Source organism: Photobacterium sp. GSS17, assembly GCF_028621875.1.
Classification (GTDB): domain Bacteria; phylum Pseudomonadota; class Gammaproteobacteria; order Enterobacterales; family Vibrionaceae; genus Photobacterium; species Photobacterium ganghwense.
In genome coordinates this window covers 982,864-1,006,101 of the sequence record NZ_CP117518.1, presented here as the reverse complement: position 1 = coordinate 1,006,101, position 23,238 = coordinate 982,864, and the positions used below count along the sequence as shown (strand labels likewise).

The window sequence follows — 23,238 nt, the reverse complement described above, 5'->3', positions numbered from 1 at the left end:
GGTTACCCCGTAATCATTTCAGTGACGGGGGCGCCGGAGAGCTGACGTACGCTGGCACTCAGCGACACCCGATCCACTTTTCCGATCCCTTTGCGGGGAATCGCATGAGTAATGACGAGCTTTTCTGGGAGTTTGAACTGTGCGGCACCTTTCTTTTCAAGATACTGGCGGCATTCCGGCAATTGCAGTTGCTGGTGGTCGTTGAGAACGACAAATAAGCACGAGACCTCGCCAAACTGGCGATCCGGCATTCCGACACAGGCGGCATCATGCACACTGGGATGGGATTTAATCAGCTCCTCAATTTCTTCCGGACTGAATTTTTCGCCCCCGCGGTTGATAGCGTCTCTCACCCGACCGTCGATGTAGACGTTGCCAGCCGCGTCCAGATGCGCAAGATCCCCGGTTCGGTAGAACCCTTCGGGTGTGAATGACCGGGAGGTCGCCACGGGATCATTGAAATAGGTTGTGATGGTGTAGGGGCCACGGGTAATGATCTCCCCAGACTCCCCAACGGGAACCGGTTCTCCTTCCAGGTCGACAATCCGTATCTCGTCGTCTGGCAATAATGGCCTTCCCTGGGAATGGTGCCGTATCTCCGCATCGTCCGTGTAATGCGTAAAGCACAGCAGTCCCTCACTCATGCCATAGCACTGCTGGATTAGGATATTGAGCCTCGATTCAGCCTGCGCGGCAAGTTCAGGAGAAATCCGTGATCCGCCAACCTGGATGTATCGCAGCGAGTCCAAAGAGGCATAGTGATCACCGATTTTATCCATCCACTGATCCAACAGCGCCGGAACCAGCGTGGTATGGGTGACCTGATGCGCTGAAATCAGTGCCAGCGCTGTTCGTGCAGAGGTGTCCGGTGCAAGGACAACGGCACCCCCACAGGAAAGTGTTCCGAGTATGCCCGGACAGTTGATCACAAAGCCATGAGAGACTGGTAGAACCGCGAGATATACTGATTCCGCGCTCAATCCAAAGACTTCACTGGCGGCTGCGATCATATTGCTGTAGCCACCGTTCAGCCGGGCAATGGGCTTGGGTAAGCCAGTGGTTCCGCTCGACAGCAGCATCATCGCGGTATCGTCATTGCCCATCTCAGCCAGATACGGCGCAGCAGGGGCGTCTGCGGATGGTGCACAGAAATCTGAGAGTTGCTGCCATTCCTGCCAGGTTGGTGCAGGGATCCCGTCAATTAGCTTTAACTTGATCCCGGTGTGGTTCTCATTGAGATAGCGCTCAATGAACTGAGCAGAACTGAAACGACGGTTTCCCCGCGTTACAGCGACCACGGCGGGACGTGTTTTGTTCAGAATATGCTCAAGCTCACGCTCTCGGTAGGCGTGCAGCACCGGCACCGGGATGGCGCCGAGCATCGTGGATGCAAGCATTAGCACAATGGCTTCGGCAGCATTGGGCAACTGATACGCAACCCGATCTCCTTTCTGAATCTGCGCGGCCTGAAGCCGGGTGACTGTACTGAAAACGCGATTGTTTAACTGACGATAGGTGATGACTTCACCCTGAGACACCAAAGCAGGGGTATCAGCGTGATGACGCAGTGATGCTGCGATTTGTCGGTTCAGGCAAAAAGAAGTGTCAGCCATGATTCACCTCTGACCGGCCGAGGGCGGAATGGGCGTTTTCTTCAGGGGCAGTGATCATGGTTTCCAGTTCCCGAAGGGAATAGTCGTGTGTATCCCACAAATTGAATCCTGTGCATCCCAGCTGTTCGAGTTGTACCTGAAGATGCAGAGTTTCTGCCGAACTCAATCCCAAATCGGTCCTAAGTTGCCAATCACTCTCAGCCGAATGCAATAGATCTGGCGGAAGCCCAATCTTGACCAGCAAATTTATGACTCGTGTTCCTGTCATCTGTACCTCATTATGCGTCTTGTTTAATGGGAATGATTATTATTATCAAATGAACCGTCGGTCAGTCAATTTATAATTATTTGTTTTAAATAAAAAATAAGTTGTAATGAAAATGATATTGAATATCATTGCATATCGACCATCGGTCGGTCAATGTGGGTGCATATGACTGGGTATCAGAAAACGGAGATGAATTGCTCCGGATCAGGTGAGTGCGCACCCTTAGCTGAGTGCTTTTGGTCGAGTCCATTTTGAACAGTACATCGGAGAGATATGAAACCACGTCATCGCGAACTGCCAGTGGCAGTTAAACCGGGAGATCCCCCTAAGCCATTTCCTCGTTCGTTAGGCAAAGGACTACCGTGTTTCGTTGTCTTGTCGGCGGGCATTTCGTGCTTTGGAGTCCATGCCCAGACAGACGCGGGCATGAAATATCATCCTGAGGGCAGCGCAACAATGCTGACCGCCGCAGTTTTTCAACTCAATCAGGAATACGTGAAATCCGCCGACACCCAGCATCTGGGCTTCTGGACACAAACCGGGGAGACGTGCTCCAGAGGTGCCGGTATGCGTTATTCGGGCTCATCTGGGGGCAACCCGCATAACATATTTAAAGAGCCATCAGTTGCTCTCGATGATCTGGCGGTGAGCTATGACCTATATGGCCTGACAGGTACCGAAGTAACTGTTCCGATGAATGTGAGCAACCTTGCCGGCAAGCAATACACAGCTAACTGCAGGTCAGATATGTACTTTTTTATTGGATGAGGGCGCTATGCGACAGTAGCCCAGACTTACAGGTGTTGAAATGAAACAGATCTCGCCGGATATTCCATCTCCAGAATTCAGGAATCACGCTGTCAGTCCCTCGCAGCTTGAAGTGTTGACAGAGGGGAGCACTGTGTCGGCTGGAGCTAAACCTGCTTATTTGTCGCTTGTCAGGCGTCGCTTGTGGCTGCTTACAGCCATGGCGACTGTGGTTCTGCTTCTGGCAATGATTGATTTAAGCACGGGACCGTCCAGCTACAGCCTCACGGATATTGCTCGTCTGCTTTGGGATTCAGAGTCACCGATTGCTCTGGAGGTGATTGTCTACGACATCCGGCTGCCTGCAGTTTTGGCTGCACTTGTCATTGGTGCAGGGTTGTCCGTTGCCGGTACTCAAATGCAAACGGTGCTTCACAACCCTTTGGCCAGCCCATTTACTTTGGGGGTTTCAGCCGCAGCCAGTTTCGGGGCCGCATTAGGATTGGTGTTTGGTGCAACAACGCTTCCCGTATTTCTGGGCAATTGGGTCGTGCCTGCGAGTGCTTTTTTCATGTCGACGATGGCTGTTCTGCTGATTGAGCGACTGACCCGGTGGCGGGGTATGAATAATGAACTGATCATCTTACTGGGTACGACTCTGGTTTTCACCTTCACGGCGCTGTTGCAGGGGCTTCAGTATGCCGTCCCAGATAGAGCGCTGGAAGCCGTTGTTTTCTGGACTATGGGAAATCTGTCAAGGGTCAGCAGCACTCAGCTTGTTCTGATCGCGGCCATTTTATTCTTGGTGATGGTGTGCTTCATGCGCAGCGCCTGGCAACTGACAGCTATGCGTCTGGGGGAAGAGCGAGCCAGTGCGATGGGGATTCCGGTCGCACGCTTACGATTGCAGACCATTCTGTTGAGCAGCGTGCTGGCATCGCTCTGTGTCTCTTTTGTTGGGACGATCGGGTTTGTGGGACTGGTCGCCCCGCACATGGCCCGGATTATCGTTGGTGAGGATCAGCGATTTTTGATTCCGGCATCGGCGTTATGTGGTGCTGCACTGTTATCTGCGGCTTCCATTGCCGGGAAAATCGCGGTGCCTGGTCAGGTTCTGCCAATTGGTATTGTGACTTCTCTGGTCGGCGTACCGATGTTTCTTGTTCTGATTCTGCGCCGGAGGAGGGTGTGATGATAACGTTAACCATTGAAGGGGTCAGTGTCAGGTTTGGCCGTAAGACTGTGCTGCATGATGTCACTATGGGTCCGCTGCATTCGGGAAAGCTGAGTGTGCTTTTGGGCGCCAATGCGGCAGGGAAGTCTACACTGCTGCGGCGGATCGCCGGTCAGCTTCAAGGTCAGGGACAGGTAAGGGTGGATGGCCAGCCAGTTTGTGATTGGCCTGAACAGCATCCGAGCCGACCAGCATTAGTGCCGCAGGATATTTTTACCGGCACAGGCCTGAGTGTTATGGAGGCGATCTTGTTGTCGGCCAAGCAGGGCAGTGGCTGGCGAGTTCGGGAGCATGAGCTTAACGCAGTGACTCGTCTGGTCGATCAATTACAACTGACGGCCATCGCGGGCAGCGAGCTGCACACACTCAGCGGTGGGCAGCGTCAGCTTGTTTCAGTTGCTCAGGCACTGGTCCGGAACCCCAAAGTGTTGCTATTGGATGAACCGACCAGTGCGCTTGATTTGCAGCGTCAGTTTGAACTGCTGACGCTGCTTCGCCAACTGGCTCATCAGCATGGGTTATGTGTTTTGATGACTTGTCATGACATCAATCATGTACTTAGATTCGCGGATCATGTGGATGTGTTGCACTGCGGGCAGATAGTGGCATCCGGCGAACCACGCACTGTGATTACGCCAGCATTGCTTCGTCAGATTTATGGTATTGAGGCCAGTATCGAACAAAGTGCGCAGGGATACCCCTATGTGGTCGTACTCGGAACCCGCGTTTGTGCAACAAGCGCGGAATGAGAGACAAGGTTCCCGACGGCTTGTCAGGCTTGATGCTCCGAGACCCCGACCATCCGCAGGCAATCCGCAAGGACCACGCGGATAAAATGCTCACGATCTGTTTCTGGGTAAGCAATGATATCGTCGGTCGCACCGTGTACACCGGCATAAATCAGGAGCGAGGTAATGCGTGGCTCAGCAATCTGCCACACACCTACACGGGTACCGTTTTCGAGAATAACCTGCAGTTGTTCGAGAATCGCATTCTTTTCCCGGTTTGTGCGGTTATGGTGGTGATGATTGGTATAAACAATATCATGCAGGCGGTACGTGTCTGCGTAAGCCTCAATGCTTTCTTGAATCCAAGCGCAAAGCCGGCCCTGCCAGTCATCTGCTTTGCAGGTGTCGATTTTATCCTCAAGCCGCTTCAAAAACTGGGCGGTATAGCGCTCCCCCATGGCTGCAAGCAACTCATTCTTAGAAGCGAAATAATGGTAAAAAGTACCTTTGGCTACCTGTGCCAGTTCGACAATCTCGTTGATGGTCGTCGAGTCGACCCCTTTGGCAAGGAACAGTTGTTCGGCGGCTGACATCAACTCGTTCAGGCGAACTTCTGCGGGTTTTACACACCTGGCTTTCGGAGGAGTAAACTCCGGACGGTTCTTTTTATATCTCATCGTAATCAGTGTTTTCCATTTCAATCTGTGTCGCTTGTTCCCGCAATGAGCAGGAGCAAGATCGCTTGTGCATTCGTGGAGTGTACTTAGACGTAACCGCGAATACCAAACAACGGATTCAAAGTGATACGACCAAGTCACCTTAGATCCACGTATCGAAAAATTTTCGTAAGCATATCAAAAACTACCAGCCAAATCCTGAAATTATAATTCCTTCCATCAACGTCACGAAGTTTACCACATATTGACCGACGGTCGGTCGTTGTATATTATTGAGAATGGTTATTATTCATTTGGTGGGTATTCATGCAACGATACCGAACTCATGCTCTTGTCATCGCGGCCTATCTCGGGACCTTTCTGTCGACACTGGACATCAGTATTGTCAACGTCGCGTTGCCGACGCTTCAGGAGGCCCTTCATGCAGATATGGCAGGGCTTCAGTGGATTATTAACATTTACGCCATCGCGCTCTCTGCAGTGATGTTGTCCGCAGGCCCACTGGGCGATAAATATGGTCACAAGCGGGTGTGGCTGGGCAGCGTTGCCCTGTTTGTAATTGGCTCCGTGATTTGTGCCTTCGCCTCCGATCTGAACACTCTGCTGTGGGGGCGAGGGGTTCAAGGGGTTGCCGGTGCGCTGTTGATCCCCGGAGCCATGCCTATCCTGACCCACGCATTTCCCGATCCCCGTCAGCGTGCACGTGCAATCGGTGGGTGGTCGGCTTGTAGTGCCTTGTCATTGGTTTCAGGCCCTTTGATCGGCGGCTTGTTGATTGAGCATATTGGCTGGTCAAGTATCTTTCTGGTCAATGTCCCAATTGGTATCATTGCTGCCTTGCTTGGGGCCTGGGGAATTGTCGAGCGCAAACACCCTGAACATGCAGCGTTTGATCCGGTTGGCCAGATATTGAGCATGATTTGGCTTGGAATGCTCAGTTATGCGCTGATTGAAGTTGGCGAGCATGGGGCTTCCACGGAGAAAGTCCTGCTTCCGCTTTCATGTGCCGCAGTGGCTTTTGTGGCCTTTGTCTGGATTGAATTGACAGTCAAGAGGCCACTATTCCCTATTCTTCTTTTTCGCAATATTTCTCTGGCCGTGGCAAATCTGGCTTCTTTTGCGTTGGGATTTTCGGCCTATGCAAGCCTTTTCTTTCTGTCACTGTATCTGCAACAAGCGCAAGGCGACACACCACTTACTGCTGGGTGGCACCTGATGCCTCAATTTATGGTAATGGGGGGGGCATCGTTGCTGTTCGGCCGTATGGCACAAAATATTTCGTTAAAAAAACTAATGGTTGGTGGATACGCCTTGATTGGGGTATCCCTATGCTCAATGTCACTGTTTACCGCCAATACGCCTTACCTTATTGTCGGTAGTATCCTGGCGATTCTTGGGCTTGGGATGGGGCTCTCCGTTCCAGCGACCGGGATGATGGTCATGGGCTATGCGCCCGCTGAGCGTGCTGGGATCGCATCGGCAACCATGAACGCGCTGCGGCAGATAGGCATGACACTGGGTATTGCGGTACTGGGCAGTATCATGAGTATCTATGCGATCCAGCAGATGGCTGAGGTAGTCAGTTCCAACAATATGCAAAATGCTGTGGAGATTGCCCAGCGCGCAATAGTCAGCAATGAACTTCCTTCTGGTCAAGAAATGTTGCTCTCGGCTTATCGTGCCTCGATGGCGGCCGGGTTTGGAATGGTCATGTTCTGTGCGGGCTTGCTCAGTGTGCTGACTGCGGTGCTGCTGGTCGTTTTCACGGATGACAGCCATACCTCGCATGTTCATTTACATGCTGGCAGTACAGCCAGCAACCATAGGAAGGCACATAAACATACCTACAACAAGTCTGCCTGAAATCATTGGTTTGTATCGTGTCTAGGGCAAGAAGTACTTTCCTCTATGCGGCCTGTGGTTTAGTGGTTTAATGAATCCGGGCACCATATTAGGTGGTAAGTCGCTACCAAAGAAAGAGGTGCTCCATGACAAGACAACGTCATTCATTTTCCGCCGAATTCAATCTTGAAGCCGCTTGTTTGGTTTTTGACAAAGGTTACTCAATGCCAGCAGAGAGCCGTTCATTAAATGTTGGATAAAGGGTTATTAGGCGTTGGTTACGCATCTTGAACAAGGGCTTGTCGAATGGGGGCTGCGGTGTGTTCGGTGTTGCAATGTCTACTTATTATGATCATCGCCAGCGCCGCCATGTGGTAAATGCAAAACGCTTGAATCTTCGTAGTGAGGTGAACAGACTGTTTACGTTAAGCCGAAGCGCTGCGTGCATTTCCTAAAACGGCTTGAGGATAAAATCGACCGCTGCCAACCGGATGACTGGCTTGGCAAGTTGTGTGCCTGGATTTAGGAAAATATTGAAGCCTATACAGAGATTTACCGCCTCATGACATGGTTTCTCCGGAGATGGATTATCCGTGTGATGATTGCAGACTGCTTACGTATTGTTGGAGTAACGGATTGGAAAGCTTGATGGTTGGTACTATCGCTCAAGAGTATTAACCAGAAGCTGGAGTATGGAAATACCCTCCCTGGTAGCTACCTATCATCATATTTTTCTAGAGATAAAAACTTTTGCCGCCTATTTACTAAAAGGAGCGAATCAAGCGAGGAGTTAACGTCAGTCGTATTTTGTGTGTCGGTATAACTAATGAACAATTGAACAATTCGCCTGAGAAATTCGCCCGTAAAGGGGTAGAGAAAGTCTTTATCATCGACCGTGTGGGTTTGTCAGAACGTTATTTATACAAGAAACAAAAAGTTGTAAATAACCGGCCAATTAACTAACTGTTCTGCATCAAGATTGTTAAATGCAATTAATTATCATTTAAATTGACTGACGGTCAGTCTTTAATTAAAATCTCTGCAACTCGTTCAATCTTCAACCTTTGAGGCCAAGATGTTTTACTTTCATGCGTTACGTTTCCAGACATCTACGAATTCAGTATTTTCTCGCTTTTCTGACCCGTTAGCTTCAATTACCGCTTCGCTGCTGCTTGTTAGCTGTGCTTCCGTTTATGCTGAGGAGACGTCAAAAGGGGGAGTTCAGGAGACAGGAAAAGCCAGATTGAATGACACTTATACTGTGACCGTAACTGCTGGCAAAATGTCGGATGAGGGAAATGGCCCGGTTCGAGGCTATGTTGCTGAGCAATCAAGGGTTGGGACAAAAACTAACACCTCAATTCTGGAAACCCCGCAATCGGTTTCTGTAATTACTCGTGAGCAAATGGATACTCAGCAGCCAGTTAGCAGTAGCTCTGCACTGCGTTATACAGCGGGTGCGACAAGTGAGAAATATGGAGGATATGGTGGCTACCTCGATATTACTAGGATCCGTGGTGTTGACGCAGATTATTATCTGGATGGATTAAGAATTATCAGCAACCCAGGGAGTTGGCTGCCACAAGTTGATCCCTATTCGCTCGAGCGGATTGAAGTACTGCGCGGCCCTGCTTCAGCCATTTATGGCCAAGGGACGGGGGGCGGTATCGTAAATCAGATCAGCCGCAAGCCGCAAGATGTTGCCCTGCACGAATTGAATTTTCAGTACGGCAGCTTCAATCGCAAGCAAATAGGTTTTGATAGCACAGGGCCGATTAATGATGATGGTACTTTTCTCTATCGTTTTACGGCAAGTGGCTTAGATACTGAAGGCCAAGTTGAAAATACCCGTCATAAACGGCTTTATGTGGTGCCTTCACTCACTTGGCAGCCAAATTTACAAACATCGTGGACGGTTATCGCGATGTACTCTCAGGAGCCCGAGCTTCCTAACTATAACAGTCTCCCGGCCGCGGTATTGGGGTTGGATGGCAGCCTGTATCCGCAGATAAACCGGCGAAGAAACTTTACGGATATGAATTTTGAAAACTCTTCACGCCAGCAGAGTTTTCTGAGTTCATTATTTGAGTATGATTTTGAAAACAGTTGGCAGTTGGTTAGCAATGCACGATATATGTATGTCAAATCCGACATACAGCGTGGTGTTGTTTATGGATACCAGGAAGTAAACGGCTCCCCACAATTAAAGGGTTATTATGAACTGACACCCGCCAAGGTGAATACATTCTCCATGGATAACCACTTGATCGGCAATGTCGAATGGGGCGATATGACCCATACCATCCTGATGGGCGTTGATTACGCAAAAGGAACCCTGAAAAATGAGCTGTATAGTGTCGGCCCTATTTTGTTGGATCCTTATGGTTCTCAGTACCGCCCGAACATTGTTCCGGATTTCACCGCAAGTCGTCTGGCTCCCTGGAAAGTAAAGCAAGAATTCACTCGTGTTGGTGCGTATCTTCAGGATCAAATGGCTTACGATCGCTGGCGATTGGTACTCAGCGCAAGGCATGACTGGTCGCAAATAGATGATGAGACTCACAGTTATTCACCGACGTCCCGAGTGAGCAAGCAGGACGATACAAAGTGGAGTGGCAGAGCGGGATTGAGTTATCAATTCGATATAGGCTTAGCGCCATATATTAGCTATGCAACGTCCTTTGATCCTTTGTTGGGAACGGACTATCAGGGAGAACCCTTTGTGCCGGTTGAGTCTGAGCAAACTGAAGTCGGCATCAAATTCCACCCTGCGAACTCTAGTACGCTTTTAACAGCAGCAGTATTTCAGCTTGAACAGACAAACGTGAAGACAAGTGACGCGGACCACCTGGGATTTAATACACAGGCCGGGAAGGTACGAACGCGAGGGCTTGATTTACAGGCGACAACAGAAATAGTAAGTAATCTCAACTTGATTGCAAACTATACATATTTAGACAATGAGCTCGTCAAAGATACCTCCTACCAAGGGAAAAGCCTGACACAAACACCAAAGCACAGCGCTTCGATTTGGATGGACTATTTGATTAACTATGATGCCTTTTCCGGCTTGAAGCTTGGTGGAGGCGTGCGCTACCTCGGTAAGTCGTTTGGAGACCCGAGCAATGATTTCGAAGTGCCTTCCGCCACTGTGATCGATTTGGCTGCCACGTACCAGCTTGATTCTCTTTCTTCGGAACTGAGTGGGGCGACACTCGCATTCAATGTGAGTAACCTGACGGACAAACAGTATGTCGCTAGCTGTACATCGCGACTTTATTGCTTTGTTGGGCAAGAACGGTCGATGATCGCAACATTGAGCTACCGTTGGTGAATTCTGTGACCAATTGTCTATATTCTCGCCGCGATGTACTGGGCCAGTTGCTGATGGGATGCACGGTTGTCGCGATGTCTCGTTTGTACGCAGGGATTTCTGCTTCGATGGTTATCACCAATATTGCCGCGCGCAGGGTACATCTCGACCGACCTATCAAGTGTCTTCTGTTGGGCGATGGGGCTTTAGCTTATGTACTGTCTTCTCTCAATGGTGGCCAGAGGCAACTGGTTTCGAAGGCCCAAGCGTTAATTTTGACCCCTCAGGCCCAGTTACTCGATCAGCCTACAAGTTCCCTCAATTTACAGCATCAGCTCGTAGTGCTTGGGTTGCTGTGTCAGTTATCGCGAGTTCGACCAATGTGCGTCGTCATGGCAGTGCACAACATAAATCATGCCTTGCGATTTACAGATAATGTGGTCGTTCTTCGTGACGGTGAAGTGGAAGTTTCTGATTCGCCGGTTGATGTATTGACGCCGAGTATATTGGAAAAAATATATGGTGGTCAGGCTCGAGTGGAACGGTGTTTACAGGGATATCTATATCTTTTAGTGGATTATTCAGTCAGAAACAGTTCGATATTACCTACAATAACGAAGGAGACGGTATGAGCATATCTCGTGGTCAGTTAACCCTCTTGGCAATGCCCAGTATCCACGCGGGTGCTTGGCGTTACCCCGGATCTCGGCCTGATTTTCATGCCAATTTTGAGCAGATGAAATGGTTTGCCCAGAATCTGGAGCAAGGGTGTTTTGATGGACTGTTTTTGCCAGATACCTTGGCGATAAGAGCAGCACCGCTCGAAGCTCTGATGAAAGGGCATAGCGTATCTACCCTAGACCCGTTGACTTTGCTTCCCGCACTAGCAGCCGTGACGCAGCATATCGGCCTTATCGCTACGGCGAGCACCACCTACAATGAACCCTATACGCTTGCTCGTCGTCTGGCTTCGCTTGATGTCATCAGCAACGGCAGGGCAGGCTGGAATCTCGTGACTTCAAGTAATCCAAACGAAGCGGCAAATTTTGGTGCTGAACAGCATATGGAGCACAGTGCAAGATACTTAAGAGCCAGAGAATTCAGTTCCGTTATGGACGGACTGTGGGAGAGTTGGGAAGAAGATGCATTCTGCAGGGATGTACAAACTGGTTGCTATTTTGATCCTGAAAAAATGCATATCCTCGATCACAAAGGCCCACACTTTTCTGTGCGAGGCCCCTTGAATGTTGAGCGACCTATTCAGTCTCGCCCTGTCATTGTCCAGGCCGGCGCGTCGGAGGCTGGGCGACAAATTGCGGCTGAAACTGCAGAAGTTATCTTCACTTATCAGACTGATCTCGACGGGGCTCAGCGCTTTTATACTGACATGCAGTCCCGAGCACAGGCTGCCGGGCGGCCACATAAACTGAAAATAATTCCAGCAGTTTTCGTTGTGCTGGGCGATAGCTTGGAGCAGGCGCAGGAAAAAAGACGCCAATTAGATCAACTGGTCGATGACGCGAGTAGTTTGGCAACCTTGTCAATTGCACTGGGACATGATGTCTCGCAATATGATGAAACGGCTCCTCTTCCTGATATTCCTGAAAGTAATGCGAGCAAAAGTGGCCGTGATCGAGTCATCGAACTGGCAAAAAAAGAGGAACTGAGCATTATTGCATTGGCAAGGCGCATTTGTGGATATCAGGGTCTGGAAATGGTTGGAACGGCAACGATGGTCGTTGAGCAAATGCAGCATTGGTTCGAAAACGGAGCTGCGGACGGGTTCAATATCATGTTCTCTCATTTACCCGGAGGCGTATCTGAGTTCGTAGAGCAAGTGGTTCCTGAATTACAAAGGAGGGGGTTGTTAAGATTGCAGTATGAGGGTAACACGTTTCGAGAAAACCTCGGTTTAGCAACGCCTCCTCACGGTTACTCACGCTGTTAAAATGTCGTACTGTTTTGGGGCTGGTCAGTTATGTGTAAGCATTTTGACATTGATATATCGATGAATATTCTTGCTCCGAGATTTTGTAGGTTTTCGGGCTGGGATTCAAAGGCGGATTCTAGAACGTGAGAACCACTTTATGGTACTGCCATAAAAAACGCCTCTTAATACCGTTCGTTGTAAACCTACAAAAGCGTGGTACAGAAAGAGGCGTTTTCAAGTTATCGTTGTAACAATTATCAAGTTATGGTGGTAAATATCACTTTATGGTTGTTTCAACAATAAATTCGCAGGTGTAGACACTTGGTGTTTTGAGGTAGTAAAAAGGCCGCTAAAAAGCGGCCTCAAATAGTGTTGATGCAACCATAAAGTGATAATCACATTCAGATTGGCCGCACAATCTGGACGATTATCAATGCCCCAACCAAAGATTATAAACGGCACTTCAAGGCATTATTGATCTGGCTTCTATTTGCCTCGCCGTTGTGGATTTTAGGTGCACAGGCTGATTCGGATACGAGGCTTTTTGGGTGGGGCGCCGCGGTCTTAATTGATTTACTGGGCTCTTATCTCGCTCACCCAATCCCAGGATATCGTTTGAACTTTGAACAACTTCCTTTCGACGCGGAACATATGCTTGAGCGATATAACCTTTTCATTATTATTGCGCTTGGTGAAACAATCTTGATGACGGGAGCATCCATAGCAAAAGCCCCTACAGACTTGATGACAATATTTACGGGTTCGTGCGCTTTATTGATTACGATTTCACTTTGGGCATTGGCATTTGGTTCCATCCAAAAGCATGCTGAAGCGCACGCTATCGTTACGATAAATCCAGTTAGAATTAGTCACTATGCCATGAATATCATGACGATAATGGTAGCCTGCCTAATTGTGTTGGCGGTCGGAAACGAAAACGTTGTCCATCATCCCGTCGGTCATGCAGCTTTATCCACTGGGTTAATGATTTCGCTTGGGCCTGGAGTCTTTCTACTCATGCAAGGTCTATTTCTTAAGAGTATGCTAAACATCAAGTCGAAATTGCATTGGTTCGGAGGGATTCTGACGGGGTTGTCGGGCTTATTGATCCTTATTCTTCCGCCGTATTTTGTCATTTTTATCATAGGGCTTGTGCTTGCCTGTTTTGCGATTTTGGACTGGCATAACCGGTATAAATCGATGGAGTAAACCCGATGGCAGCACTAAGAATTTGTTGAATTCGACAGGGGAGGGTGTTTTTGAGTTTCCATGAAAAATTTAAATTTATCATTGTTTTATGATTATATTTTGCTGAGGCTTACTCAAGCAAAGCGTCCGGCTTCGTTATTTCAGGCATAAAAAACAAATCAGGCAAGTAGCTCGTCATTTTAGGCAAACATACGAATTGCCACCTACCTATAATAGCTCTATGTCAGGAGCAGACGACAATCGTTGGTACATCAATTCCTCCTGATAACGACGAACTCTAGTTAGGAGCAATCCAAATGAATAAAGTCTACTTCCCAAACACAAACGGTCTGGATATTACGCTAGCCGGACTGATTAACTTCCCTACAAACTTCGATGAGAACAAACGCTACCCAGCGATTGTTGTTTCGCACCCAGGTGGGGGTGTCAAAGAACAAACAGCGGGCACGTACGCTAAAAAGCTTGCTGAACAGGGGTTTATCGCGATCGCATATGACGCTTCTTATCAAGGTGAAAGTACGGGGAATCCTCGTCAACTGGAAAACCCTCATGTACGTACTGAAGATGTAAGTGCGGTTATTGATTACCTAACGACTCTGGATTATGTCGACAGCGATCGAATTGGTGCGATGGGTATCTGTGCCGGTGCTGGTTATACCGCCAACGCAGCGATTAATGATCGTCGTATCAAAGCGGTGGGTACCGTGAGCATGGTTAACATTGGGCAAATGTTCCGAAACGGTTGGGACAATAATGTCAAAGACAGCGATGCCATTCCTTTTCTTGAAGCTGGTTCTGGTGCGAGAACCGCAGATGCGAGTGGTACCGAGCCTGCGACAATGCCAATGGCTCCAATGAAAGAAGAAGATGCACCTAACGAAGAATTGCGTCAGGCCTGGGAGTATTACCATACCGATCGCGCGGCCTATTGCACTGCGCCTGGCTTCGCGACCGCTCGTAGTCTGACACAAATCATTGCCTATGATGCGTTCTTCAAAGCAGAAGCTTTCTTAACTCAACCTTTACTTACAGTTGTTGGTAGCAATGCAGGCAGTAAATGGATGAGTGATGACCTGATGGCTCGTGCCGCGAGCAACGATAAGCAAATGTATGTCGTTGATGGAGCTAATCACATGGATCTCTACGACGGAGAGTCTCCGATTGCTGAAGCAATCGGTGTGCTGGCACCATTCTTTCAGCGCACGCTGTAACCACAAGCCAATCAATTATGAAGGCTCAATGTCATGAGCCTTCATGTCAGGAGTTGAATGATGAACATCAAAAAAGTGACCTTCCGAAATGCTGATATGGCCTGGGATATGGCTGCGTTAGTCCTGCTTCCGGACGGCTTTGATGAATCAAAACGTTATCCGACTATGATCAGTGTCCATCCATTTGGCAGTTGTAAAGAGCAAACATCCAGTGCTGTTTATGGCAAAGCTCTGGCGGAGTTGGGTTATGTCGTCATCGCCTTTGACGCCAGTTTCCAAGGTGAGTCGGGTGGTTTGCCTCGGTACGTGGAAGACCCAACTCAGCGAGTTGAGGACATCAGCCGCGTGATCGACTATGCGATAACATTACCTTATGTCGATGAAACCCGAATCGGTGGACTGGGGATCTGTGGCGGTGGTGGTTATATTCTAAACTCGGCACTGACAGAAAAACGTTTAAAAGCCGTGGTTGGTATTACGCCAGTTAACGTTGGACGTTTGTTCCGTGAAGGGTTTAGTTTGTATAACCCAATCGGTGCTCTTGAAGCCATGGCGGCGCAACGCACTGCAGAAGCCCGTGGTGCTGAGTTGCAAGTGAATGAACTTTTACCGCCAAGCCTTGAATTTGCCAAAGAAAATGGTTTGACTGAACGCGATGTTTTTGAAGCAACTGATTACTATAAAACACCGCGAGGCCAGGCTGAAGGTGGCGCAACACGCATGTTGTTCTCTCATGCACAAAAAACGTTAAGTTGGGATGCATTCGCTTTTGCGGAAACCTTGATGACGCAACCAATGATGGCAGTGGTTGGGCAGAAAGTTGGGGCGTTCGGAGCATTTCGTGATGGGCAGGAGATCTATGGCAGAGCCGTAGCGTCGAAAGATCGCAAACTGGTCGATCTGGAGAACTGGTCACATTACGAACTGTATGACCACCCTGAAGCGGTGGGACAGGCGATGGATAAAGTGGCGCCGTTCCTGGCTGAATATCTCAAATAAATGACCCAAATGCGTTCTTCGAATGTTCGAGGAGCGCATGATTTTCATTAGTCGCAATCAAACGATTGTTCATTTTAATACTCATGGGATGGCAGCTATGGTTCGCTGGATAATGATTTTTCTGTTTGCTCTGGCCATCTTGTTGTTTGTTGTGGCCTTTGTGGTTACGCGTATTGAGAATTCACAATATGCTGAAAACAAGTCGTACAAGGATAAGTGGTCAGGGGCGGAACTACGAGAAACAACGACGGCGATTGTCGTATTTTCACGCTCTGGGAATACCGGGGTATTGGCTGATCATATTGCGAATAAAACCGATGGCGATGTCTATGAGATTTTGGCTGAAAAATACCAGCTTGGAATTCCAGGTTTGATCAGCGCATTAAATGACGCGAGGGGTAATGTTGCAGAAATCTCACCGGCTCAGATCGATCTTACGCAATATGATACCGTGTATTTGGGTTCGCCTATTTGGTTGTATAGCCCGGCACCACCCCTATGGCAATTCGTTGAAAATAATGATTTTACCAACAAGAACGTGGTTCTTTTTAATACGTTTAACAGCAAATTTGAGCAACATTTTATCGATGAATTCGAGGCATTAGTACGCTCAAATGGTGCGATAAATTTCACTCATCAATACGTTAAACGTGGACGAATGGGAGGACAGATTTCATCGCAGGAACTAACACAACGGTTCGATGAAAAATACGATAATGAAAGTGTAAGCGAAATAGTGGGTGATAGTGATGAACAACAGTAAGGCAAGTCAGATTCTGGTGGAGCAAGTGCAAGCGTATAGCAGTAAAGAAGGTAGCTATACGACGGAAATACCGGGATTAGAAGTTCATATCCGAAATACCCCCACGGCACCACTGCATTGTATTTATAGCCTCGGATTCTCGTTGATCCTCCAAGGCAGTAAGAAATTGGCGATTAATGATATGCAAGTGCCCGTGGAAGCTGGCCAATCGATGCTGACAACATTTGATACGCCGATTGTGTCACATGTCACTGAGGCGACGCGGCATCAGCCTTTTCTAGCGATCGTATTAAAACTGGATTACGACCTGATCATGCAGACGTGTGCTGAGCTGAAACTCGATAAACCAGACCGTAACTTTGATTACCAGCCCATTTCCATCCAGAAAATGGACAATGGGATATACCGAACCATGAGCCGTCTTTTGGAGTTAGAGCAAGAACCTGAGTATCTTAACAGCTTAATCCCGTTGATTAAAAAGGAACTCATTATTCGACTTTTACATGGGCCGCATGGTATGCAATTACGTCATATCGCCTCCGTGGGCTCTCCCAGCAATCACATACTTAAAATTGTGACCTGGATGAAGAAAAACTTCACCGAGACAGTGGGGATGAATGAATTGGCTGATCAAGCACACATGAGCGCCTCTAGCTTTAGGTTGCATTTCAAAGCATTGACTGGAAGTAGTCCGTTACAATATTTGAAAAACTTACGACTCCAAGAGGCGAGAGAACAAATGCTGATAAATGGCTTGGATGCGACTCAGGCAAGTAATCTGGTTGGCTATGAAAGTGCGTCGCAATTTAGCCGTGAATACAGTCGTTTGTTTGGGCTTCCACCACAAAAAGACATTCAACGTCTGCGTCAAAATTAGACGTTTTAAAAAGAATGAATATTAATATTTGTCTGTGGTGCTGACCCTTTTGATAAGGATGATTATTGTTCTGTGTCAGCGGAAGTCATAGAACCATGAGAGGGGGCTCAGTTGGGGCATGTCAAATTCCAGTTTTGCACCAAATATGTACACTGATCTCAGGCTTTCAGCAATATCATGGCATAGAACCGATTCAGTAAGCTGGCTTCAATAGCTAAACAGCTTTTGCTTTGGTCAGCTTGTGGCGTGGTATTGATGGCCAACCGAGTTGCTCAGGATTTTGAAGTAAAGCGATAGATTGCTTTATTTTTTGCCCAGAACTGCATTGAAAATATCATAGAGATGAGTCTGGTTGCGTCATCGTGACAGTATGAAAGAAAAAATCTTACACTTTCCGTTGCAGCTGCTTAATCAAGGGAAGATTATGTCACCTTATGCTTCATTTCTATGTCATATTATGGTGAGATTGGTTCGATAAGCCTCTGATATGATGCTCGCATTTATGTCTGCTTATGACATATCTTCCCCAATTTTCAACATAAATTGCAGTATAAGCTGAGATAGTTACTCAATTGCGTAAATCAATGACATTCCAATTGAGTGTGTCGTTTTTTAGGAACGGTTTTCTTTAACTTATATTTGCCCCGAAACAAGTTACGAGTCATTGTAACGCATTTTCAAACGAGTAAAGTTTGCATTAGATGAGCTAATACAACTAATGTCCAAACAAGAGGTAAGACGTAACCTCCTCCCAGTAGTAGGGAGGAAGTTTGCTCTATGAGTTATTTTGTTGGTAGCGAACTACTCATCATCGTCTTCATCAAAGTCGATGTCATAAGGGAACAACACTACCTCATCTTCAGGTATTACTGGCTCACATTCCGCAAGCTCATCTGGATCAACAAAAGCCGTAGCCATAACTGGGTAGAACTGCATTCTCTGATTAATTGCAACAACCCCGCTTAATTAGCGTATGGGTATAACATCAATGTGACTTTACTATCAAAATCTAGACCAACAGTGTTTTCAAATGTTTCCCGTCAAACTCAGTAAGACTGCGTAACTTTAAGTCGGAAGTATCAAATTTACCTTGATCGTATACTTCAGCATGGGGTACAACGATAGTTTTTAACTTAGCATTTTTTGCAGCAATTAGCCCTGAAAAGGAGTCTTCAAATGCAATACATTTTTTTGCATCTATATCCAATTTCCGAAGAGTTACTAAATATACATCAGGGGCTGGCTTTCCTTTGAGAACATCATCAGCAGAAGATATAGCGTCAAAATAGTGATGAATACCTAATTTTTTTAAAATTACAGGTACTAGCCGATAAGGTGAATTGGTTGATAGACCTATTTTAAAGCCTTTTTCTTTTAAAAAATTAAGCAGGCTAGTGACTCCTGCTAACTCTGCACCACGCTCTAGTATCAATGTTTCAACTTTATCAACTACCGCATGTTCAACTTCATCTAAGCTTTTTCCTGTCCAAGGGTATAGTGAAAACCAAAATTCGGTTACCTCACGAGTTGTCATCGTTGCCGTTTTATTTGTTAATTGCTCCGATACCTGGACGCCAACAGACGAAAAAACCTCTTTTTCTGCTTCTTTCCAAAAGGGTTCCGAGTCAATCAGTAACCCATCCATATCGAAGATTGCGGCATAGCCCATAAGAATACTCCATTCTAGATTTTTTAACATTAATTTACTGATCTACACCAGATAGACCGGACACTTTGTTAAACGACATATTGTTTTTCAAAGTTTACTGGATTAGATACCTAAGAGCACTGTGTCTTCTCGTTCGATTATAATCAACTTCTATGTATTCAAAGAGTGCTCGAAGCGGACACATTGAAAAAATCGGTACTTGTCCGTTTGAAAAAGAGAAAGGCTAATAAGAACCCTGTTTACCAAACTACCGAAGCGGGCCAAGAGTTTTGTGCTCTGTTGCCAATAGGTAAGTCCGTGTCATTTTCGATAATCGCTGCAAGACCGTTGATGGATTTTCAAAAATCGACGCTTTCACGATAAAGATAAATGTCTGGAGCGCTTACGAATGTGTTCAACAATTGCGTACCTTTAGATTGAAGGGCATATTTTAAGTCAGAGTTGACATAAGACTGATATCAACTAAGCCGATAATCTGAAGGTAAGGTAAGGTAAGGTAAGGTAAGGTAAGGTAAGGTAAGGTAAGGTAAGCGTCCCATAATCCCACGGGGCGCTTACGTTCAAATAATAGTCTTGAAAGATCAACTCGCCCTAGTTATTGGGCGCAATTAATCCTTATTTCTAACTAAGATTTAGTGCAGCGGCACAGCACAAATGGGCATGTTTTCAGGTTTCAGTTGCGTCAGATTAGGTTGAATGGCCTCGCTATAGTGAGCAATGAGTCTAGCATCTAATTTGTTTGTTTTAGCTCGTTGACCAATGGCTCCGGCGAACCGTTTTATATGTATGGGGTTGGCAATAACAAAGGGAAGTTTTGCTTCTGAACAAGCAATGATGAACGGCATTTCTAGACGTCCAGTTGCTTCGACAACAACGCGCTGTGGGACATGTTGTTTGATTGTTTTGATGGCCTCTTTGATACCTTTCTCGTCGTTGTTAACAGTAAAAAAGATATCAAGTGGGCGAATAAAAATGTCTAGTTGTGACTTACCTGTATCAACACCTACATGAATGTTTTGATGTGTGCTTGTATTCATAATAAGCTAACTCTTGCTTGCGAAATGCGGGTTCGAGACCCAGTCGACTATTCGAGGTTGATGCTTGGAGTCCTATGCGGCGTTCATGTTTGTTATCGGTCTCTCGACAGAGGAGCCAGCGTTTAAACGAACTACCGCATAAGAAGCTTTAGTTGCAGCTAAAGCTTGGGTCTCACATTACCCAAATGACAAGCTTATTATCCATACAAACTGTTTAAGAGGGATTCACAACGCGTGGCATTTTCACTATGCGTTGAATTTAGTGATTAAGGTGGTATGCGGCGGCTTCGGTATTGCGTTGCCCACCCCTTAACAGGGCGTATGAATGCACACAAAATTAGTCAGCTAAGGAGAGTGATTATTCAAAAATTAATGTCATCAGTATCGATCTATAGAGGTTTGTCTAAAAATATTTACTATCTAGCAATAGCTAGAATGGTCCTTGGAATGGGCAACTTTATTATTCCATTTTTAGTTTTACTGCTAACCGAAAAGCTAGGTTACAGCGTTACGGTTGCCGGTTCTTTGGCAATGGGAGTTACTGCAACTTATTTTGTCGGTAGTTTTTTAGGTGGGAAGTTCGCAGATTTTTATGGGCACAAATCTGTGTTGATTTTTGGCGAGCTTAGCGGTGCGATTCTTCTCATATTGTGTGGTTTCGTTTCGGAAGCAAAGCTACTTATCCCTGTCTTATTGTTTGGTGCGTATTTTTTTATAGGGTTGGCCTTGCCCGCTAGTAACGCTTTGGTTGCAGATTTGTCCACACCTAAAAATAGAGATGCAGTAATGTCGCTTAGTTATTTAGCTTATAATTTTGGCTCAGCTCTGGGGCCGGTTATGGCTGGTTATCTATTTTGGAATTACACTCAATGGATATTCCTTGGTAATGGTGTAGCAGCTTTAATTGGGGTTTCGATTGTTGCGGTGCTCGTCAAGCTTGAGCGTTGCGAGCAGCAAAACGTTGATAGTGAGTTAGAAAAGCCAGTTGAAGGCACTGTCTGCGCTGTTTTAAAAACACGACCTAGGCTGATTTGTTTTACTTTGCTTTGTGGTTTGCTTTGGTATTCATTAAATCAAATGACAATGGCGAGCCCTTTATACTTGGGCCATATTTTTGGTGAGCGTGGTCCTATAATTTTCGGCCAGTTAATGACATATGCTTGTGTCGTAGTGGTGTTAATAACACCATTTTTGATGAGGTTTACTTCAAGTAAGACTGAGACGATTAGCCTTGTTTATACTGGAGTTATGTTTGCCGTTGGTTATGGTCTGGTTATGCTTTTCCCAAATATTCCAGTCCACTTCCTTGCTTGGCTATTTTTGTCTGCTGGTGAGGTGTTGTTGCTAACCAAAGAAGGTGTTTACTTGGCAAATAACTCTCCATCTAGCCATCGAGGGCGAATTCAAGGAGTGTTAGTGACCTTAAGAAGTTTATTGGTTATGCCAAGTTTTATTGTGATTGGTTATTTAATTGATTCTCGTGGCTACGACTTTACATGGTTAAGTGTTATCAGCATTTCCGTCATAGCAGCGCTAGGCTTATATTGGATGGCACATAAGAACCGAAGACTAAAGGCTATATCGGTTTAAGCATTCATAACAAGCGTTTAAGGTTTCAAGATACTTTTGCTAATCTGAGATAAGCGGCTTTATCAGATTTCGCGTAACTCGCTTCTGTCCATGGGCGTTCCAGAAAGCTCTGTCCGACGCTGCAACAGTTGTAGTCGATGCCAGACTTTATGTTAACCACTACAATATCAAGTTATGGTTGTGACAATTATCAAGTTATGGTGGTAAATATTACTTTATGATTGTTTCAACAATAAAGTCGCAGGTGTAGACACTTTGTCGCCACTAGGCGATTCTGGCAACGAAAAAGGCCGCTTAAAAGCGGCCCTAAAAACTTCGGAAAAACCGAGTTTACTCTTTACCGTAAACGTTGTTTTCCTGCTCACGAACGCGGATGAACGTGGTGCGTTTGGTCAGCTCTTTCAGCTTCGCCGCGCCAACGTAGGTGCAGGTTGAGCGCACACCGCCCATGATGTCCTGAATGGTGTTTTCTACCGGGCCACGGAATGGCAATAGTACGGTTTTTCCTTCAGCAGCACGGTAGTTGGCTACGCCGCCGGAGTGCTTGTCCATCGCGCTCTGGGATGACATGCCGTAGAACTTCATGAACATCTCGCCGTCTTGCTCGATCACTTCACCGTTGCTTTCCTCGTGACCGGCCAGCATGCCGCCCAGCATCACGAAGTCGGCACCGCCACCGAAGGCTTTAGAAACGTCACCGGCACAAGTACAGCCGCCGTCACCGATGATCTGGCCGCCAAGGCCATGTGCGGCATCACCACATTCGATGATTGCAGACAGCTGTGGGTATCCAACACCGGTTTTCACGCGGGTGGTGCAGACCGAGCCTGGACCAATGCCCACTTTAACGATATCGGCACCGGCGAGAATCAGCTCTTCACACATATCACCGGTCACTACGTTTCCGGCACTGATCACTTTGTCAGGGAAGGCTGCGCGTACTCGCTCAACGTACTCGACCAGGTGCTCTGAGTAGCCGTTGGCAATATCGATGCAAATGAAGATAAGATCATCGCTCAAGGCCATGATGTCTTTGGTTTTCTGGAAGTCGGCATCAGACGTACCGGTCGACACCATGACATTGTTCAGCACGCTAGCATCGTTGTCGCGGATAAAGCCTGCCCAGTCTTCAACGGTGTAGTGCTTGTGGACTGCGGTCATGACTTTGTGTCGCGCCAGGGCTTTCGCCATGTCAAAGCTACCCACGGAATCCATATTAGCGGCAATAACAGGTACACCAGACCATTGACGGCCACTGTGCTTGAATGTAAAATCGCGGGTTAAATCAACTTGAGAGCGGCTTTTTAGAGTTGAACGTTTTGGACGAAACAGTACATCTTTGAAACCCAATTTCAAGTCTTGTTCGATACGCATTAGTTTTTCCTTAATCTATCGAATTTTGCTTCCTGGCTTTCAGCTATTGGCAGATAGCAGTTAGATCACCAGTTAGCAGGCACAAAAAAACCGGAGCGTTGGCAGACGCTCCGGTTTTCAGCATTATAGGCAGAGAAAGTTAATAAACAAGTCTGAT

General features: G+C 47.0%; 16 protein-coding genes and 2 pseudogenes. 12 read left to right on the top strand and 6 right to left on the bottom strand.

Translation table 11 applies throughout. The annotated features are described in order from the left end of the window. Positions 1–2 precede the first annotated feature (2 nt). On the bottom strand, positions 3–1,613 hold the full coding sequence (locus PGW97_RS21015) for an AMP-binding protein (RefSeq protein WP_273859718.1): 1,611 nt from the start codon (positions 1,611–1,613) through the stop codon (positions 3–5). 694 nt (positions 1,614–2,307) lie between these two features. On the opposite strand from PGW97_RS21015, the gene PGW97_RS21010 reads away from it, so the two are divergent. The 3 genes from PGW97_RS21010 to PGW97_RS21000 all read left to right on the top strand — a co-directional run bounded on the left by PGW97_RS21010 (position 2,308) and on the right by PGW97_RS21000 (position 4,611). Next, on the top strand, positions 2,308–2,649 hold the full coding sequence (locus PGW97_RS21010) for a hypothetical protein (protein WP_273859717.1): 342 nt from the start codon (positions 2,308–2,310) through the stop codon (positions 2,647–2,649). Between the two features lie 181 nt (positions 2,650–2,830). After that, entirely contained in the window at positions 2,831–3,820 is a 990-nt protein-coding gene (locus tag PGW97_RS21005; protein ID WP_273859716.1) for a FecCD family ABC transporter permease, read from the top strand. Beyond that, positions 3,820–4,611 (top strand): ABC transporter ATP-binding protein, encoded by a 792-nt coding sequence (locus tag PGW97_RS21000; RefSeq protein ID WP_273859715.1) that lies wholly within the window; start codon positions 3,820–3,822, stop codon positions 4,609–4,611. The genes PGW97_RS21005 and PGW97_RS21000 overlap by 1 nt, the downstream gene beginning before the upstream one ends. 23 nt (positions 4,612–4,634) lie before the next feature. Here the strand turns inward: PGW97_RS21000 and PGW97_RS20995 are convergent, their stop codons facing one another. Beyond that, positions 4,635–5,267 carry a TetR/AcrR family transcriptional regulator gene (locus PGW97_RS20995; RefSeq protein WP_273859713.1) on the bottom strand — a complete coding sequence of 211 codons (633 nt, stop codon included), beginning with the start codon at positions 5,265–5,267 and terminating at the stop codon, positions 4,635–4,637. 306 nt (positions 5,268–5,573) lie between these two features. Between PGW97_RS20995 and PGW97_RS20990 the strand changes: the two genes are divergently transcribed. From PGW97_RS20990 to PGW97_RS20950, 8 genes are all read left to right on the top strand, one after another. Continuing rightward, a complete protein-coding gene (locus PGW97_RS20990) occupies positions 5,574–7,130 on the top strand; it encodes an MFS transporter (protein WP_273859712.1) in 1,557 nt (518 codons plus the stop codon). 1,054 nt (positions 7,131–8,184) lie between these two features. Continuing rightward, entirely contained in the window at positions 8,185–10,443 is a 2,259-nt protein-coding gene (locus PGW97_RS20980) for a TonB-dependent siderophore receptor (protein WP_273859711.1), read from the top strand. A 607-nt stretch (positions 10,444–11,050) separates the two neighbouring features. Continuing rightward, entirely contained in the window at positions 11,051–12,370 is a 1,320-nt protein-coding gene (locus PGW97_RS20975; RefSeq protein ID WP_273859710.1) for an LLM class flavin-dependent oxidoreductase, read from the top strand. 456 nt (positions 12,371–12,826) lie between these two features. Beyond that, on the top strand, positions 12,827–13,561 hold the full coding sequence (locus PGW97_RS20970; RefSeq protein WP_273859709.1) for a low temperature requirement protein A: 735 nt from the start codon (positions 12,827–12,829) through the stop codon (positions 13,559–13,561). A gap of 296 nt (positions 13,562–13,857) precedes the next feature. Beyond that, entirely contained in the window at positions 13,858–14,772 is a 915-nt protein-coding gene (locus PGW97_RS20965; protein ID WP_273859708.1) for an alpha/beta hydrolase, read from the top strand. A 60-nt stretch (positions 14,773–14,832) separates the two neighbouring features. Beyond that, positions 14,833–15,771 carry an alpha/beta hydrolase gene (locus PGW97_RS20960; RefSeq protein ID WP_273859707.1) on the top strand — a complete coding sequence of 313 codons (939 nt, stop codon included), beginning with the start codon at positions 14,833–14,835 and terminating at the stop codon, positions 15,769–15,771. A gap of 97 nt (positions 15,772–15,868) precedes the next feature. Further along, positions 15,869–16,534 carry a flavodoxin family protein gene (locus PGW97_RS20955; RefSeq protein ID WP_273860639.1) on the top strand — a complete coding sequence of 222 codons (666 nt, stop codon included), beginning with the start codon at positions 15,869–15,871 and terminating at the stop codon, positions 16,532–16,534. Next, entirely contained in the window at positions 16,521–17,411 is an 891-nt protein-coding gene (locus PGW97_RS20950) for an AraC family transcriptional regulator (RefSeq protein WP_273859706.1), read from the top strand. Before PGW97_RS20955 ends, PGW97_RS20950 begins: the two co-directional genes overlap by 14 nt. Before the next feature lie 1,009 nt (positions 17,412–18,420). On the opposite strand, the gene hxpB is transcribed toward PGW97_RS20950, so the two are convergent. The 3 genes and pseudogenes from hxpB to PGW97_RS20935 form a co-directional block, all read right to left on the bottom strand. Continuing rightward, complete coding sequence (gene hxpB / locus PGW97_RS20945; RefSeq protein ID WP_273859705.1) at positions 18,421–19,080, bottom strand: hexitol phosphatase HxpB; 660 nt, start codon at positions 19,078–19,080, stop codon at positions 18,421–18,423. Positions 19,081–19,148: 68 nt separating this feature from the next. After that, positions 19,149–19,252, bottom strand: a pseudogene (locus PGW97_RS20940) (IS3 family transposase); the annotation flags it as partial. A 487-nt stretch (positions 19,253–19,739) separates the two neighbouring features. Further along, positions 19,740–20,117 (bottom strand): annotated as a pseudogene (locus tag PGW97_RS20935) (IS110 family transposase); the annotation flags it as partial. Positions 20,118–20,564: 447 nt separating this feature from the next. On the opposite strand from PGW97_RS20935, the gene PGW97_RS20925 reads away from it, so the two are divergent. Next, entirely contained in the window at positions 20,565–21,707 is a 1,143-nt protein-coding gene (locus tag PGW97_RS20925) for an MFS transporter (protein WP_337960375.1), read from the top strand. Between the two features lie 330 nt (positions 21,708–22,037). Here the strand turns inward: PGW97_RS20925 and PGW97_RS20920 are convergent, their stop codons facing one another. Then, positions 22,038–23,081 (bottom strand): GMP reductase, encoded by a 1,044-nt coding sequence (locus PGW97_RS20920; RefSeq protein WP_273859703.1) that lies wholly within the window; start codon positions 23,079–23,081, stop codon positions 22,038–22,040. Positions 23,082–23,238 lie beyond the last annotated feature (157 nt).